The organism is Mycobacterium deserti (assembly GCF_025345615.1).
GTDB lineage: Bacteria > Actinomycetota > Actinomycetes > Mycobacteriales > Mycobacteriaceae > Mycobacterium > Mycobacterium deserti.
Genome location: NZ_JAODWD010000002.1, coordinates 25,335 through 40,772, shown reverse-complemented (window position 1 = coordinate 40,772; position 15,438 = coordinate 25,335). Strand labels below are relative to the sequence as shown.

Sequence of the window (15,438 nt, the reverse complement as noted above, 5' to 3'; positions counted from 1 at the left end):
AAGCGCCGCCGGCTGCGCACCTATCCGAGGAATTGTGGTGTTCTTCTAGGTTAAGACCACAGACTAAGACGACACCTTAAGACCCTACGTTAAGACCAACGTTGCCAACGAGATTGGCGAGGTATAGCGTCGTTTCTGGCGCTGAAAATTGATCGCGACCGAACGTCGACATCGGCTGGGAGGGGACAACCGAAGGGCAGCGGCCATGAAGACAGCCGTAACCATAGAAAGTGACTTCGCCGAGGCATGGTTCAAAGACGCTGACGGCAATAAGGTCTCAACGACCTGGGGCGCGGTAGACGCCGAGGTTGTCGCTGGGGGCCGCCCATGGCGGACGTTCCCGTGGTATCAGGGACAACGGAACTACTCCGGCAGGTACTGGTTATGTCGGACGAGAACGGCGGCGCCGAACCGTCGACGCCGCAGAGGCCTGTGTGAGGACATGCCGCAATTTCGGTGTCGTGTTGTACCCGATCTGCGCGTAGGTCAATCCCAGCCTGAGATTGGCCTGATAGATCATCGTCGCGTACCTGTCGACGTCGAAACTTTCTGGCGCGTTGATGTCGGGCCCGGTTGGCACCCCGTTGGGGCGAGTCGATTCCGTGGAGCGAGGGGGCCCGGCGATCTTTCCGGCGGCGAAGTCCGCGCGACCTGCATCGTCGACCACAGTTCGATCTTCTCGCTGCGACTCTGTTGCGAGGTTTACGTCGTGGATTGCCACCGTAGCGCACGGGCTCCACCGAGTTAGGACACGCTCTCACGAGAAGGATCTGGTGGAGTCGGCGGAATTTGGGCTGGCAAAACGACACGTAGCCAACTGGCCTATGACCACAGTCTGGATTCGACGTCGACGAGCCGCCTTCGGTAACGCCTTGGAGCCCGAGGAACTTATGCCACCCAATACTGATTTCGCCCGTCTACTTGCACGCGGCACTCTCCCGGGCGCATGGGTGCGGCTGATCGATTGGACCGAATTCGTCCACTATATCGACACATTGCGGAACGCGCGCGATCAAGATATGGGTCGCAAAAAGCGAGTCAATTCTCAAGTGAGTCACCTGCGTCGCAACTATATCGAATGCGTGGTGCCTACCCATCAGTCTTGGTGGATCCTGAATTACTTCGGCAGTGCTACCATTCGAGGTGTTTCCGGTGCCCACACCTGGCGCACCGCTGCGGCGCATCAAGTCGCCGGTACAAGTTGGTGATCCCGGGAACTGCCCGCAGCACGCGTCGGATCGGGAAGCCGCCGATGCACGGCTCGATGACGGCAACAATCTGGATGGTGGCAAGAAGGAACTCGTCACCATGAACTTCGACGTTAACCCTGCCCGCTTACGGTTAACACGGTCAATGGTGCTTGAACCCGTCTGTTCGTGCATCTATTAGGTCAATTCCGGCGCGGCATCATTTCACTGTCCAAGACCTTGTTAAAGTATTCTTGAGTTGATACGTCTCAATTCCGGTTTAGGTACTAATGGAACTTCGACACCTGCGCTACTTCATCGTCGTTGCTGAGGAAGAGAATTTCCGGCGTGCCGCCGAGCGGCTCCACGTCTCCCAGTCACCACTGAGTCGCCAGATGCGTGACCTGCAGGCAGAGATAGGGGTCGAACTCCTCGAGCCCGCGGGACGCGGTGTGCGCCTCACACCCGCCGGACAACACTTCGCGACGAAAGCGCGCGGGGTCATCGCCACCGTCGAGGACGCAGTCCAGGAGACCCAGCTGATGGCGCAGGGCAAAATAGGGACCCTCGCTATCGGTTCGAAACTGGCAGTGCATATTTCGGCACGTTGGGCTCAATCGTGGTGGCTTTTCGTCGTCGGCACCCCCGAATTACGGTGCGGCTCACGCCCATGAGCAGCGCCGAACAGTGGGAAGCACTTCACTCTGGGAAGATCGACTTCGGGTACGGCAACTACCCACCCACAGATCGGTCGTTACGCCATACCGAGGTGACCTGCGAGCGACTCGGAGTCGTGCTGGCGCATGACCACCCCCTCGCGGCACGGCCGAACCTCATGATGGCCGACTTGCGAGGTGAATCGGTGCTGATGCAACCGCGTTCACTGTATCCGCGACTGCATGATGACATCATCGTCGCGGTTGGCATGCGCGCCATTACCTTGCAAGTGATGGCCGAAGTCGTTGATCTGGAAGCCCTCCTCACCCTAGTCGCCAGCGGTGATGCGATGACGTTTATGCCCGAGAACCAGGTGCGCGTCTTGATGTTGGGAGAGGCCGTCTGGCGGCCTGTGGGTGATCTCGATGTGCAGGTCTGCGAAGTGGCGTTATGGCGGCCTGAACAGGACGACGACCCACTACTGCGGCCCCTTATTGATATTGTGCACGAGATCCGGAACCGCCAGCAGGCGCATGACGGCGGAACGGCAAGATGCCCCGGGGATTGACCGCGGAAGCAATGTGCCGACCGTCCGGGCGGTAGCCAGCATTATTCACGGGGATCATATTCACGTTGGGTGACACCCACTTTGGCGTCGCCGCAGCCATGATCGACCGGCTGTGCGCCACGCCCAGATCATCCTCACCGACGAGTGCTTGCGCACGCGCTCAAGCCGCCAACTCTTCGCCCGACGAAAGGCGACATGGATGCACGAGATGTCTAAGTCGATGTCCGAACCGTGTTCTTCGTGGCGCCGATCCCGTCGATTTCGACGATAACGGAGTCTCCGTCGGACAACAATAGCTGCGGGTCGCGGCGGTAACCCACGCCCCCGGGCGTGCCAGTCAGTATCAGGTCGCCGGGCCGAAGTTCGGTGAACACTGAGATCGTGGCGATCAAATTGGGTACGGTGAAGAGCAATTGGTTGATTTCGGATTCCTGAACCTTCTCGCCGTTGAGTAGGGTGCGGATCCCGGCCGCATCAAGGTCAATCTCTTCGGGCCTGACCAGTATCGGACCCACCGGCGTACTGGCGTCCCACGCCTTTCCCTGCATCCACTGATGTGTCTTGTATTGGAAGTCACGCATTGTGACATCGTTTGCCACTGTGTACCCCAACACGTAGTCGGGCGCATCGTCCTCGGAGATCCGCCGTCCGGCGCGACCGATAACTACGGCCAATTCGCCCTCGTAGTCGGGCTGGGCGACTTCCGGTGGTAAGACGATGTCGTCGTAGGCGCCAATCAGGTTCGATGCGTACTTCGGGAAAAGCACCGGATACTTGGGTGTTTCGCGTCTCGTCTCATGGATGTGATCGCGATAATTGAGCCCAACGCAAATCACTTTCGACGGATTGGGTACGACAGGGCACATCGTGACGTCGGCCACCGGCACCGCAGCCGACTCATCCCGAACAGCCGCGGCCAGCGTTTCCGGTACGGTGCCGGTTCCGAGCTCGGCGATGCCGCTTAGCGGGATCAACTGGTCACCGTGAACCTCGCCGACTTGCGTAGTGCCGTCCTGCAGATATGTTGCATAGGCCATGGTTAGTCCTCCTGACTTGTCTTTCGCCAATGCGGCAGCTGTCCACCCCAGAGATTGACTGAACTTGGGATCGGTTTCCATTGCCGGGCAACATAAGTCACACGATCGTCGTGAAACTTCTCCATCTCAGCGGACAGCTCGACGTGATTTCCGGCCGGGTCCTCGAAGAAGATGAATAGGTTGTTGCCGGGACCGTGCCGGCCCGGACCCCAACTCACAGTGACGCCGGCGTCTGTGAGGCGATCACACCATGTCTTGAAGTTTTCCCATTCGGCGAGATCGTAGGAGTAGTGGTCCAGGATGCCGGCGCGACCGACGTTAACGACGGCAAGCGTGTGATGGTCGCGGTTGCTGCGTAGCCAAGCGAACCGGCCGTCTTCGAGTTGGTCGGAGATACGGAAGCCCACCACGTTGACAAAGAATTTGGCCATCGGTTCGACGTTGACCGTCCCGACTGTGATGTGCTGGAATTTGATCGGCCGCCGCCCGGGATCTGCCGCATTTTCCCCTTGTCGTTCAACGGCGCCGTGGAAGTGCACCGTTGTCCCGTCGGGATCGACAACAGCGATGCCGTGGGGCGATCCGATGGGATAGTCGATGAAGGATTGCGGCAGCTCGGTGCACGCGTAACCGGCGGCCTTCACACGTTCGGTGATTTTGGTGATGCCGTCGTCGTCACGCACCTCGAATCCGTAGTGGCTCAGTCCGGTTTCGCCGGGGGTCAGGTCGATGACGTGGTGGCCGGCTCCCCATCCCAATCGCAAGCCACCTCCGGGCAGATCGTGTTGGATCCGGAGTCCCAGAACGCGGCCGTAGAAATCGGCGGTCACCTCTACATCGGGAACGGACAAGCCGATGTGGGAGACCGCGGTGTGCGAGAGCGCTTCTGCTGCGTCGCGTTCAGGCAGGATATTGCGAAGCGGTTTAGTCACGAGGCTGGCCTTTCTGATTCAACTTGTGCGCTGACCGTCTTGGAGCTCCGGCGTCGCCGGTGCGTATGCGGTGGTCCATCGCAACAAGCTCGGGATGACCTCTGCCGAACTACGCGGCCGCCATGCTGCTGCGACGAACTTGTCGGGACGCATCAGCACGAAACGTCCGGCATAGGGGGAGAACTCGGTGTTGAGCCCGTTGTCGACGTCGATGAGCACTTGGTGGTCGGTGCAGGGCAGGTCCTCCCGCGTGGAGATCACGGCGGTGGACGCCTCAAGGCACCTGCGGAGCTCTTCGGTCTGCGACCAATCTTCCTCGTGGACGTTGACTCCGAACAGCGTCCAGCGTGTTCCGACGATGTCGTCAAGCCAATCGACGCGGTGTGTGCGCGAGTCGAATGCCAACGGCTGGCCGATGCTGACGCCGACGATGTCGGCATCGTCGCTGGCGAGCACCAGTCCGTCGGTGTAGTGCTGCGTGGGCCGATAGCGCATCTCTTCGAGGAACTTGCGTCCGTCCGACGTCGCTACCGCGCTTCGAATGATGTCGTCACGGCGCTTGGCAATGCGTGCCGAGGTGGTCATGACGATGCGACCCAGTTGCTCGGAGAGCCGGACCGTTGCCCAGGCGTGCGGCGCACGTTCGGGTTGGTAGCTCGCGAGCACGGACGGGTCGAGCTTGTTGTCCAGGACGTCGGCGATCTTCCAAGTGAGGTTCGCCGCGTCGCGGATTCCGGTGTTCAAGCCTTGCCCAGCGAAGGGCGGCATCATGTGTGCGGCATCGCCGAGCAGAAATGACCGACCGATCTGCCATTGGTCAGCGACGACGGCATTGAATCGGTAGTTGACCGCCCGCACGACTTGATCGGGCCGGATAGGACGGAAGGGCGACACGAGGGCATCGATTAGCTCGAACGCCGGCGTGTCCTCCGGCCGACCCTCGCCATCAAACAATCGGAATTCATACCGGCATCTTCCGGCTAGTCCCGGTACGATCACGTGCGGGCGTACCGGGTTTCCATGGTGCATCGCAAATCGCTCGGTGTGGCTATCGCCGATCGTGTCGACAACCAACCAGACATCCTTGTGGCTTCGACCGGTCATGGTGCCGCCCTGTAAAAGCCGCGTGGCTGATCGGCCACCATCACAGCCGAATACATAAGGCACGTCGAAGCTTTGATCGCCGCTTTTTCCCCGGGTATGAACAGTCACCTTGTCGGGAGCCTGCTCGAAATCCACTACCTCGGTATCGAACCGCAGGTCGACTTGGGCTCTGGCGCGTAACGCCTCGACGAGGACGCGTTCCAGATCGGGTTGTGCGAAGGGGTTTTTGAAGGGGTGACCTAAGCGGAACGGACTTGCTCCGCGGGCCTGGAAGAGCGCGGCGCCGTATCGGTCGTAGTAGCGGGTACCGGTGCCCGGAACGACCACGTCCATTACAGCATCGGCGACGCCGGCGTGTTGAAACACACGCAGTGTTTCGTCGTCAACACTGATCGCCTTGGGTTCGTTGCTCGTCGTGGAGTTTTTCTCCAGAACAACGACATTGAGACCCCGTTGTGAGAGTAAGGCGGCCGAGGTGAGTCCCACCGGTCCTGCGCCGCAAACCGCCACATCTGGCGTTCGTACCGCGGCGATGGATCCCACCCGACCTCCTAAGAAAAGCTGGGACGCGACTGGACGCTAGCGTAGACTCAGTCTCCTGTTTTGCAAAAATTTGGTCCTGTAATGCAGGATGACTGCTGGATCGCCTCGCGGCCAGGAGATTGGGCCTTTCGGTGCGCGATGGCAGTTCTTTGAAGTTTGATTGCGCTTCCATAAGTTCTGCGATTCGCGGCTCGCGCGAGCTACGAGAATCGCTACGCGCGTGTGGTGGGCTCCCTGCACACGCTTGGGCAACGATGTGTCCTCGTGCGCTGCCGTCGTCGCGACGCTGGGCGTCAAGGCGCTGAAACTGTCCTACGAGGACACGCTGGGCGCCACGCCCTTACTTATCGTGCCGACCGCACCCGCTAGGCAGGCGATGTTGGTGGCGAGGCGTCCCTGGCTCCGGAGCTCCTATCGCGATGCCGGACCTGCGTCCCCGTAACTCATCACACAGCAGCCTGAGCACCACGGATTCACCGGCGTCGCCGTCGATACGTGTCGGGCCATGGTGCACTCCCGCGGGGTTGTCGCCGCGCACGGGTCTGCGGTGGCCACCTACCGAGGCCTCAACACGCACTTCGATGTCGGTGCCAACCATGCCGGTATCGGGTTCCGCGCCTCCGATGACCGCACATCTCCACGGCGGCCTTTCGAACTCTCGCCCGGCGCCTGCAGCTCGGTAGATGAGATCCATGTCATCCGCCGGTCGCGCGGAGTTCCAGTCGAAGGAGGCGGTCGTCGCCTTCGCGCGGCGGGTTGCCACCCCAGGTGGCTTCATCGGTATTGGATGTGAGTAGCCACAGCGAACCATCGGGTGCGACTTCGACGGTTCGGATGCGACCCCAGCGGCCTTGGAAGTGCGCCACGGGTTCTCCGGTCACCTCCCCGTTGTGCACCGGTATCTGCCAGAGTCGTTGGCCCCGCAGACTGGCCATCCATAATGAACCACCGGCGTGGGCGATTCCGGAGGGTGAGGCAACGTCGGGGTGAAACGTGACAATTGGCCGTTGTCCGAAGTCGCCCTGGTGCCCTTCGGCCAGCGGCCAGCCGTAATTGAGGCCCGGCCGAAGGACGTTGACCTCGTCCCACGTCCGATGACCGAATTCGGAGGCGTAGACGGTGCCGTCGGGGCCGAACGCAATGCCCTGCACGTTGCGGTGTCCCATGGAAAATACCGGAGTGCCAGTCGGATTACCGTCGGGCACCGACCCGTCGGGGCGGATCCTGAGGACCTTGCCGTTGAGCGACGACGGATCCTGTGCGAGGGTTCCGTCGAACGCGTCGCCGGTACCGATCCATAGGTTTCCATCCCGGTCGAAGGCCAGCCGGCCACCATGGTGGCGGTTGTCGGTGGTGATACCCGCCACGAGGGTGCGCTCGACCGTGAACGACGTGAGGTCGTCGTCGATTCGTAGGGCGACGACGCGGTTGCTAGGCTGGCCGGATACGTATGCGAATACTGTTCGGTGTGTCTGGAAATCCGGCGACACCGCGAGGCCGAGCAGGCCACCTTCCGCAGTGTCGGATACGCCGTCGACGTGACCCAGCAGTGTCATAGTGCCGTCCGCCAGAACCCGATGTATCTCCCCGGTGTCGCGGCTGGATATCAGCGCCGAGCTGTCGGGCAGAAAACTGAGTCCCCAGGGCATTCGTAAACCAGCGGCAACTTCGGTGACTTCACCTGGCGCGGAGTGTGTTTGCGGTCCGACGGGCCTTTGCGCCTGCACCGACACGGTGGCCGATTTCTCGCCGGCGGGCATGGGGTGGGCGCATCCGGAGATGAGTCCTGCCATGGAGGCCAAAATCATCAGGATGCCAAACTTAATGACCATGGTCGTGCACTGCGTCGGCCGCTCAGACGATGCCGCCGTTGGCGAACACCGTCTGGCCGTTCACCCACGCGCCGTCGCTGCTGCAGAGTCCCGCTATGGCATCGGCGATGTCCGTGGGCTCACCGAGGCGCCCGTGCGGGGTCCGTTCAACGAATCCCGCGATCTGCTCGGGGCTCTTGCCGTCGGTGAACAGGGGAGTGTTGACGACGCCGGGCGCCATGGCGTTGACCGAGATGCGGCGGTCCCCGAGCTCTTTGGCCAGGATGGAGGCGTACATGTCCTGTGCCATTTTGGTCGCGGCGTATGGCCCGTAGGTCGGACTGCGCAATTGCGTGATGCTTGATGAGAGCGTCACGATGCGTCCGCCGTCGCGGACACGGCGCGCCGCTTCGCGCAGCGTGTTGAAGCTGCCTTTGGCGTTGACCGCGAACATGTGATCGAAATCGTCGTCAGTCATGGCGGCGAAGGGCGCCAACCGCATGATCCCCGCGTTGGCGATCACGACATCCGGGCGGCCGAACGCCCGCTCGTGCTCGTCGAACAACTTCCGCACCGCCGACGGGTCGCTGACGTCGGCCTGCACCCACACCGCTCGGCCTCCGGCCGCCTCGATCTCCCGCACCACGCCAGCGGCGAGGTCGCGCCTGACCACACAGTTGACGGTCACCGCGTAGCCGTCGCGAGCCAACCGGCGGGCGGTCGCCGCACCGATCCCGCGCGACGAACCGGTCACCACGGCTGACATCGAGTTGGACGACGGGCCCCCGCCTTGTGCGGCGGCGAATCCAGCGACGCCTGCGGCGCCCGCGGACACCGCTGCGGCCGCCGCAAGCATCGAGCGGCGAGACATCATGGTGTATCGGACAGGTTCTTGGTCGGTGTTCTCGGTCATGAAAGTTTTCCGATCTGTTAGCGCTAGTACTAATGAAGTGATATCACCGATACGTTGGCAGCGCAAACGTGCGTCTGTTATCAATGATGTATGTCAGGGGGAGACGATGGCGGCGCCCGCGAACGCATCGTCCGCGCCGCGGCCGAACTTCTCGACAGCGAGGGCCGTGACGCGGTGACCACTCGGGCAGTCTGTGCAGCGGCAGGCGTTCAGTCGCCTACCATCTATCGGCACTTCGGAGATATGCGAGGGTTGCTCGATGCCGCCGCCAGCCATGGCTTCGCCGAGTACCTGGCGCGGAAGAAGACGCGGCCGCGCGCGAAAGACTGCGTCGACGACCTTCGCCGCGGCTGGGATCTGAGCGTCGAGTTCGGGCTGACCCACCCTGCGGTCTACACGGTTCTCTACGGGGATCCTCGACCGCACGCTAGCCCGGTGGCCGTCGAGGAGGCCGAAGCGGTACTGCGCGAAATCGTGGCGCGGATCGCCGAGGCGGGCCGTTTGCGGGTCAGTGTCGACCGTGCCGCCCAGATGATGCATTCCGCCTGCCGCGGTGTGGTTTTGACACTGATCGCGATGCCGCCGGAACAGCGGGACACGGGTCTATCTGCCGCGACGCGCGAGGCGATTCTGTCGGTCATCACGACTGACGCGGCGAGTGTCGACGAGTCGGACAGGGTGGCCACCAGAGCGGTCGCACTCAAGGCGTCGCTCCGGGGTTCCAGGGTCCTCACCGATGCCGAGGCCGCGCTGTTGAGCGAATGGCTGGACCGGCTCTCAGTTACTGCATAAGCGCGCTCTATGTACGCGCGAATGTGCGTTACCTACACGGGGAGCGCGCCACTACCTCATACGCGAGCGTGAGCGCGGACGACCTTCTTGAGTCGGCGCTATCGCAGATTGCGGTGTAATTTCAGCAACCCCTCAGCATCTTGCGGATGCCGGCGCGAGCGTCGTCGACGCTGCTTTCGCGTTCGAGCTCAATGATGGCCACCTCGGAAGCGAGGGCGATAACCAGGCGCGCGTACACGTCCACCGGCGTCATGCCGATGGCTTCGAGACTGGGGGCCATGATCGCCGTGAATTGGTCGACAAGTTCGGCGAACGTCGCGCCCCGCGTCGAATGTACCCGCGCCTCCAGGATCAACGCCTTGATTGAACGATGGGCAAGGCACACATCTAGATACGCTGTTGCGGCGGCGATGAGCAGATCTCTGCCGGGAGCGAGGGGCGCGACGACGTCGAGCACGGTTTCTCTGACGCGCTCATAGAATCGGCGATCAAGCGCCTCGATGAACGCGGCGCGATCGGCGAAGTACACGTAGAATGTGCCCTTCGCCACTCCTGCCCGGGTGGTCACCGCGGTAACGCTGAGTCCGGATAGTCCCTCGCGTGCTGCCACGGCCTCGCCAGCGTCAAGGAGCGCCTCCTTGGTTTCTCGCCCCTTGGGCGTGACGGGGACCTCGTTTGAACGCGCCGGTGTCATGCTACCAGCATATATGACCTAGAGGTCATAAAAAAATGACTTCGCGGTCACTTCTTGTGTTAGCGTTGCAGCCAGGGGAACGGCGAAAGGCGGGATTACATGCGCGACAACACGTACTGCTCACAGACGGTAATCCCAGCCGCATAGGGCTTTCGGGGCTCAGGAGAGCCGGCCATCAAGTACGGACAGCCATCCGAAACAGCAACGTACATGCATGAAACGTGGTGGGCTGGCAGTCGCGCTTCACCGCGGACGCGCCAATCGACATGCCACAGCTTGATATAGCGCGGACTACTGAATCACTGAAGTCTGCGATTTCCCGTCTCTCTGGATGTCCACACCGGTGTTACTCGACACCACCTCAACCGAATCGATCGAAGTAGGAGACCATGTCGACGATGGAAATGGACACGGCCGCGGCACAACTGCCCCGCCGCGGTCAGCTCTTCGGCGGGCCGCTGACCCTGTTAGCCATCGGGTTCACCGCGTCGCTGTTTGCTGTCGGCGGCCGGTGGGACATTCCGTTGGCGGCCTGGATCGCTCCGGTGTTCCTGCTGCGATTTTCGCGTATCAGCCGCTTCTGGATTGCCGTCCCTGTCCTCTGGTTGGCGACGGTCGCGAACGCGATGTTCTGGGCGTTCGAACTGGGCGGCGGCCTGACGGCAGGAAAGTTTGCGATTGCCGTTGCGTTTGGACTGGTCTTCGTCTTGCCCTATGCGGTCGACCGGCTGCTGACGCCCCGTCTCGGCATGGTCGGCAAACTGATGGTGTTCCCGGCCGCATGGGCGTGCACGGAGTTTCTAATGGGTGAACTGAGCCCGCTCGGCGTGATCTACGGCTTGCGCGCCAACACGCAGACCGAACATCTGTCGCTTCTACAGTTGGTCGCGTTCTTAGGGCCTTACAGCATCGGATTTCTGATCGGATGGTTCGCCACCACTGTGAACTGGGTTTGGGACAACCCCAGGACGCCCGGAACCCGCAGAGTCACAATGGTTTACGCCACCGTATTAGCGCTGGCGCTGGTCGGAGGTGGCCTACGGCTGGCCTTCACTCCGTCGGCTACCAACTATGTCCGCATGGCGACGGTGACTCCCAGTGTCGATGTGCAACGTGCCGCCCGCGCGATGATCGAAGGCCGGCTAACTGCTTCCGGTGAGTACGTCAATCCGACGAGCGGCCTGCACGCCGAGACGGGGCTCTTCGCTAACAAAGACGAGGTGGCGCATGTCGCTCCCGCCGTCGCGCACGCCGCCTATGCGATGGTCGTCGATGATCTTCTTCGGAGCACCCGCGAGGCGGCTCGCGCCGGCGCCAAAGTTGTGGTTTGGTCTGAAACGGCCGCGCCGGTCCTGAGTGATGCGGACACATCGGGATTCGTAGCCAAGGTCGGCGACGTTGCGCAGCAGGAGAAGATCTACATCAACGCCGCGATGGGCGAGCCTTTCGCACGCAATGCGACGTTCCTCATCGGACCCGATGGGAGTCAGATCTGGTCCTACGACAAGCGGCACCCGGTGCCCATGCTTGAGCCCGTACCGCCGGCGGATGGTCCCGCCCCGGTTGCGCAGGCGCCGTTTGGCCGCCTCACCAATGTCATTTGCTATGACGCGGACTTTCCCACTCAGGCCCGCGTGGATGCGGACATCATGATGGTGCCGGGCCTTGAGTGGCCGGAGCTTGGTCGATCGCACACCCTCAAATGGGTGAAGCTTCGGGCAATCGAGAACGGTTATTCGCTCATCCGTGCGGCTTACAACAGCCAAGCGGCGGCTTTCGATCGTTTGGGCCAGGTTCTTGCGACTCAGGATACGTCGGGTACCCAGAGTCACGTGATGTTCGCCGACGTGCCGGCAACGGGCAGTCGGACGATCTACAACCGGCTCGGTGACGTTCTCATCTGGGTAAGCCTTTCTGGACTCGTTATCGCGTCTGCCACTGCAGTCCGGTCTAGGCGCGAAATGCGCTGAGTGCTGCACATTATTGGCCGTGACTTTGTCTTCGAAGAGAACGCTCAACGCTATCGGTATCGACGCCGTCTCCGAAGTCGAGTTCGCACCATGGTTTCGCGCGTCGCCATCGGACCAACCGCTGGGGACTAGCGCCGAACCTACGCTGAGGTCGCCGCTTGCAACATAGCGACGGCACAGGCGGCGTCCTCGATCACACGTGCATCGCGAGCGCCACGGACTAGGGCGTCGCGACCGGCGGGCGGCAGCCGCACCGCAGCAGCCTGCGCGGCGATCACCAGAGTGGGTGACACGGCTGAACGCAAGAAGACCCGCTTCGACTTTGAATACGTGCATTCGCTCGTCGATGACCACTCGCGGCTAGCCTCCCAGAGAACTTGCCCGACCAGAAAGGACCCACCCGCGGGGCGTTTCTGGCCCGCGCCGTGGACTACTTCACCGCACGCGGCATCACCACCGAGCGGGTCATCACCGACAACCACTGGAGCTATAGACGTTCGGCTGACGTTGCCGCCGTCATCGCCGAACTGCCCCTCGTAGAACGGAAACGTGTTGCGCTACAACCGCACCCCTGCAAACCGAGTGGCCTACCGGCGGTCTCTCACCCCCAACGAAGCACGATGCGCTGACCTTGCCTCCTGGCTGAGAACTACAACAATCAACGACGTTACTCAGCCATCGGAGGTCCACCACCGATCAGCCGACCGTCACCAACGGATCGATGACTTTCCCCGGTGTGCTCGCGCTACCGAGCTGCGGGGCGTCCTCTTCTCGCGGTTCGCCACGAGCCCCATGGTGTCGTGGTCAGGATCGGGCGTCGGTGCACCGAGGCGATGTCCTCGTCAATCACGGCGGTCACCCCGCCGGGGTGCGGGACAAGCGTCAAGTACGAGCCACCGTCGAAGATGGGGATCTGCGAGTGTGCCCGTTGCCCTGGTCTTCTCGGAGGCGGGCGCGTTCATCTCGTCGTCCGCCGCCGATCAAAAATACGGGGGAGCAGTCCCAGACCGCGAATTGGAAGGCTTACGTTGACGGTTACAAGCGCGGCCGATTCCAATGCAGCGGATGAAGGGCATGCGTGACGCGGACGCACCAATCAGGTTCGTCTCAGAAGCTGCTCGCCCTGAATCGGCGGTGACCTCCGGCTACCGTCAGGAATCGACCGTCAGCTGACGACTCCGCGATGCACGTCGAGAGCTCCGACAGCGGCCATTACCGCGGCGGCCGCAGCCACGGATCCAAGGTTGGCAGCGTCGAGGTGGCTGATACGTGTCGCGAGTTGGTCCGAGGCGCGTCGGACTCGAACTATGTCACGCGCACCGACGTCGACATCGTGGCCGTCCGAGACCAGCTCGCGGGCGGTTCATACCCAAGCCAGTCTTTGCGACGATGATTTAGTGTCGCCGTCACTAGCGAGCTTCCTCGTCACTGTCGAGGTCGTTGAAAGGATTGGACATCGCGCAGGCCGCGCGGTGGTTGCCAGTGTCGCGGCCGACCGTGACGACCTGGTGTCCGTGTTCGGTGAGGGCTCGCGCAACAGCGCTACCCACTGTTCCCGATCTAATGACCACGGCTTCCATGTTGTGCTCGCTGTCGCCGATCCCGCGTCACCAGGGGATGGTTCCGTGCGCGGAGTAGTAGCCACCGGTGGGGCCGTCTGGTGACACCTGGGCCATGTCGACAATGATGCGGGCGCCTTCTTCGACGGTTTGGGTGCCGGTGCGACCGTTGAGGTCGGTGTTGGTGTATCCGGGTTCTACGGCATTGATCCGCATGGCGGGGAACTGCTTCGAGAATTGGACGGTGATCATGTTGACCGCCGACTTCGAGGCGGGGTAGGCGACGCCGGCATAGTGATATGTGGGGCTGCCCGGTGAATTAGCGAGGCTCACTGAGCCGAGGCTGCTACTGACGTTCACGATCACCGGCGCGCTCGACTTCTGCAGCATTGGCAGGAAAGCGTGTGTGACGCATACAAGGCCGAAGACATTGGTATTGAACACTTCTCGCATCATGTCGGCAGTGACTGTTGCGGCATCGACAATCGAGTTGTTTTCACGGCGCCCCTCCACACCGGCATTGTTGACCAAAACGTCCAGTCCGCCGTCGTCGGCAATGCTTTGCGCGGCGGCGGCCACTGAGTTGTCGTCGGTCACGTCGAGCATCACAAGTCGGGCGCCAAGTCGCTGGGCGGCGTCCTGTCCTCGTTGCTGGTTTCGGCAGCCGATGTAGACGGTGTGGCCTGCGGCGATCAGTTGGCGGGCGGTCTCGTAGCCCAGTCCTTTGTTGGCGCCGGTGATTAAAGTTGTTGTCATGAGTCGATTTCCTTTTCACGGGTGGTGACGGTGCAGTTTGGGACGGGAGTCAGATGCACAGCGTCTCGGCGTTGTGGTGGCTGAGTTGCCAGCTCGTCGGGGCTCTCAGCGCGGCTGTCGACGGAGAACAGGCGGTCGATATCGAGAACGCCGTCGGCGGGGCGAGCGGCCCGCAGGTGAACACTCCGCCGGCGGTGACCCACGCGTCGTTGCGGACGCCAGGTGGGGAACAACGCCGGATCGTCGAGGAAGCGTCCGTTTTCCCGGCCGTTAGCCCGCGCACCCTTGCACCCGAGGCCCGCGACGGCACAGCGGAGTTCATGTACTGCAGCTGCATCACTCAGCGGCAGCGCCGCGAATGCGCCGAACCGAGCGGGGCGGGCAGCGGACGCATCGGCGGCTTGGTCGTTGGCCCGCGACGTAATCGCGATTCGATTACCGTCTGGTGATCAGGGTGTAGGTAGCCGGCAGTACGCGGCTTAGGAACGTGTACGTCGATTCCCGCGGGGTCAATGTTGGGCGGGCGTTGCTCGCCCAAGTCGGTGACCGCCGCTGCGGACAGGAGAACTGCGACCTGCGGTCCCAGATTGACGCCAGCCAGTTCCAGGAAGGCTTGGGAGATGAGGCGCTCTTCACGGGTGATGGTGCGCATGATCTTGCTCAACTCTTTAGCCAGTCAATCGCTTCGGTGACCACCTCATCGGCCGTCTCCGGAAGATGATCACCCGACACGTTCGCGTTGACGTCGTACCGACGAGTATCGACGTAGCAGGCGAGCATTCGTTAACTTGTCGCCATCCTCGCCGAGCGGTCGCGATCAGCGGGATCGTGTCCACGGCAGCCATCCCTTGCGTCGCCTCCGCCACGGCGCGAACAGTGCCGGTGAACCACATCGACCGCACCGGCGACTGGGGG

Annotated in this window: 15 protein-coding genes; 6 read left to right on the top strand and 9 right to left on the bottom strand. The window is 62.2% G+C overall.

Annotation, left to right across the window (positions count from 1 at the left end; all coding sequences use genetic code 11):
• Positions 1-382: 382 nt before the first annotated feature.
• Positions 383-667 (bottom strand): hypothetical protein, encoded by a 285-nt coding sequence (locus N4S67_RS06295; protein WP_260992118.1) that lies wholly within the window; start codon positions 665-667, stop codon positions 383-385.
• Positions 668-1,152: 485 nt separating this feature from the next.
• Between N4S67_RS06295 and N4S67_RS06290 the strand changes: the two genes are divergently transcribed.
• The 3 genes from N4S67_RS06290 to N4S67_RS06280 all read left to right on the top strand — a co-directional run bounded on the left by N4S67_RS06290 (position 1,153) and on the right by N4S67_RS06280 (position 2,412).
• A complete protein-coding gene (locus N4S67_RS06290; protein ID WP_260992117.1) occupies positions 1,153-1,389 on the top strand; it encodes a hypothetical protein in 237 nt (78 codons plus the stop codon).
• A gap of 88 nt (positions 1,390-1,477) precedes the next feature.
• A complete protein-coding gene (locus tag N4S67_RS06285; RefSeq protein ID WP_260992116.1) occupies positions 1,478-1,861 on the top strand; it encodes a LysR family transcriptional regulator in 384 nt (127 codons plus the stop codon).
• The gene (locus tag N4S67_RS06280; protein WP_313959938.1) at positions 1,807-2,412 is read left to right on the top strand and encodes a LysR family substrate-binding domain-containing protein; all 606 of its coding nucleotides are present in this window, start codon (positions 1,807-1,809) and stop codon (positions 2,410-2,412) included. The genes N4S67_RS06285 and N4S67_RS06280 overlap by 55 nt, the downstream gene beginning before the upstream one ends.
• A 212-nt stretch (positions 2,413-2,624) precedes the next feature.
• Here the strand turns inward: N4S67_RS06280 and N4S67_RS06275 are convergent, their stop codons facing one another.
• From N4S67_RS06275 to N4S67_RS06255, 5 genes are all read right to left on the bottom strand, one after another.
• Positions 2,625-3,530: a fumarylacetoacetate hydrolase family protein gene (locus N4S67_RS06275; protein WP_260992114.1), complete on the bottom strand. Its 906-nt coding sequence runs from the start codon at positions 3,528-3,530 to the stop codon at positions 2,625-2,627.
• On the bottom strand, positions 3,452-4,306 hold the full coding sequence (locus N4S67_RS06270) for a VOC family protein (RefSeq protein WP_390893317.1): 855 nt from the start codon (positions 4,304-4,306) through the stop codon (positions 3,452-3,454). The genes N4S67_RS06275 and N4S67_RS06270 overlap by 79 nt, the downstream gene beginning before the upstream one ends.
• 93 nt (positions 4,307-4,399) lie before the next feature.
• The gene (locus N4S67_RS06265) at positions 4,400-6,028 is read right to left on the bottom strand and encodes an FAD-dependent monooxygenase (RefSeq protein WP_260992113.1); all 1,629 of its coding nucleotides are present in this window, start codon (positions 6,026-6,028) and stop codon (positions 4,400-4,402) included.
• A 695-nt stretch (positions 6,029-6,723) separates the two neighbouring features.
• On the bottom strand, positions 6,724-7,677 hold the full coding sequence (locus tag N4S67_RS06260) for a PQQ-dependent sugar dehydrogenase (RefSeq protein WP_260992112.1): 954 nt from the start codon (positions 7,675-7,677) through the stop codon (positions 6,724-6,726).
• 205 nt (positions 7,678-7,882) lie between these two features.
• Positions 7,883-8,752: an SDR family oxidoreductase gene (locus N4S67_RS06255; RefSeq protein ID WP_260992111.1), complete on the bottom strand. Its 870-nt coding sequence runs from the start codon at positions 8,750-8,752 to the stop codon at positions 7,883-7,885.
• A 90-nt stretch (positions 8,753-8,842) separates the two neighbouring features.
• Here N4S67_RS06255 and N4S67_RS06250 point away from each other — a divergent pair, with 90 nt between their 5' ends.
• Positions 8,843-9,544 carry a TetR/AcrR family transcriptional regulator gene (locus tag N4S67_RS06250; RefSeq protein ID WP_260992110.1) on the top strand — a complete coding sequence of 234 codons (702 nt, stop codon included), beginning with the start codon at positions 8,843-8,845 and terminating at the stop codon, positions 9,542-9,544.
• Between the two features lie 121 nt (positions 9,545-9,665).
• Here N4S67_RS06250 and N4S67_RS06245 read toward each other — a convergent pair whose 3' ends face one another.
• Positions 9,666-10,238 (bottom strand): TetR/AcrR family transcriptional regulator, encoded by a 573-nt coding sequence (locus N4S67_RS06245; RefSeq protein ID WP_260992109.1) that lies wholly within the window; start codon positions 10,236-10,238, stop codon positions 9,666-9,668.
• A gap of 389 nt (positions 10,239-10,627) precedes the next feature.
• Here N4S67_RS06245 and N4S67_RS06240 point away from each other — a divergent pair, with 389 nt between their 5' ends.
• Both N4S67_RS06240 and N4S67_RS06235 read left to right on the top strand, forming a co-directional pair.
• On the top strand, positions 10,628-12,208 hold the full coding sequence (locus N4S67_RS06240) for a nitrilase-related carbon-nitrogen hydrolase (protein WP_260992108.1): 1,581 nt from the start codon (positions 10,628-10,630) through the stop codon (positions 12,206-12,208).
• 377 nt (positions 12,209-12,585) lie between these two features.
• A complete protein-coding gene (locus tag N4S67_RS06235; protein WP_260992107.1) occupies positions 12,586-12,837 on the top strand; it encodes a hypothetical protein in 252 nt (83 codons plus the stop codon).
• A gap of 978 nt (positions 12,838-13,815) precedes the next feature.
• Here N4S67_RS06235 and N4S67_RS06230 read toward each other — a convergent pair.
• Positions 13,816-14,523: an SDR family NAD(P)-dependent oxidoreductase gene (locus N4S67_RS06230; RefSeq protein WP_260992106.1), complete on the bottom strand. Its 708-nt coding sequence runs from the start codon at positions 14,521-14,523 to the stop codon at positions 13,816-13,818.
• Positions 14,520-14,948, bottom strand: a complete 429-nt coding sequence (locus N4S67_RS27975) for an amidohydrolase family protein (protein ID WP_313959937.1) — start codon at positions 14,946-14,948, stop codon at positions 14,520-14,522. Before N4S67_RS27975 ends, N4S67_RS06230 begins: the two co-directional genes overlap by 4 nt.
• Between the last annotated feature and the right edge of the window lie 490 nt (positions 14,949-15,438).

What these genes read in the sequence shown, in the direction of transcription:
- N4S67_RS06285 (WP_260992116.1), top strand. Translation starts at nt 1,478, where the DNA reads ATGGAACTTCGACACCTGCGCTACTTCATCGTCGTTGCTGAGGAAGAG.
- N4S67_RS06275 (WP_260992114.1), bottom strand. Translation starts at nt 3,530, where the DNA reads ATGGAAACCGATCCCAAGTTCAGTCAATCTCTGGGGTGGACAGCTGCC.
- N4S67_RS06260 (WP_260992112.1), bottom strand. Translation starts at nt 7,677, where the DNA reads ATGCCCTGGGGACTCAGTTTTCTGCCCGACAGCTCGGCGCTGATATCC.
- N4S67_RS06255 (WP_260992111.1), bottom strand. Translation starts at nt 8,752, where the DNA reads ATGACCGAGAACACCGACCAAGAACCTGTCCGATACACCATGATGTCT.
- N4S67_RS06250 (WP_260992110.1), top strand. Translation starts at nt 8,843, where the DNA reads ATGTCAGGGGGAGACGATGGCGGCGCCCGCGAACGCATCGTCCGCGCC.
- N4S67_RS06245 (WP_260992109.1), bottom strand. Translation starts at nt 10,238, where the DNA reads ATGACACCGGCGCGTTCAAACGAGGTCCCCGTCACGCCCAAGGGGCGA.
- N4S67_RS06240 (WP_260992108.1), top strand. Translation starts at nt 10,628, where the DNA reads ATGTCGACGATGGAAATGGACACGGCCGCGGCACAACTGCCCCGCCGC.
- N4S67_RS06230 (WP_260992106.1), bottom strand. Translation starts at nt 14,523, where the DNA reads ATGACAACAACTTTAATCACCGGCGCCAACAAAGGACTGGGCTACGAG.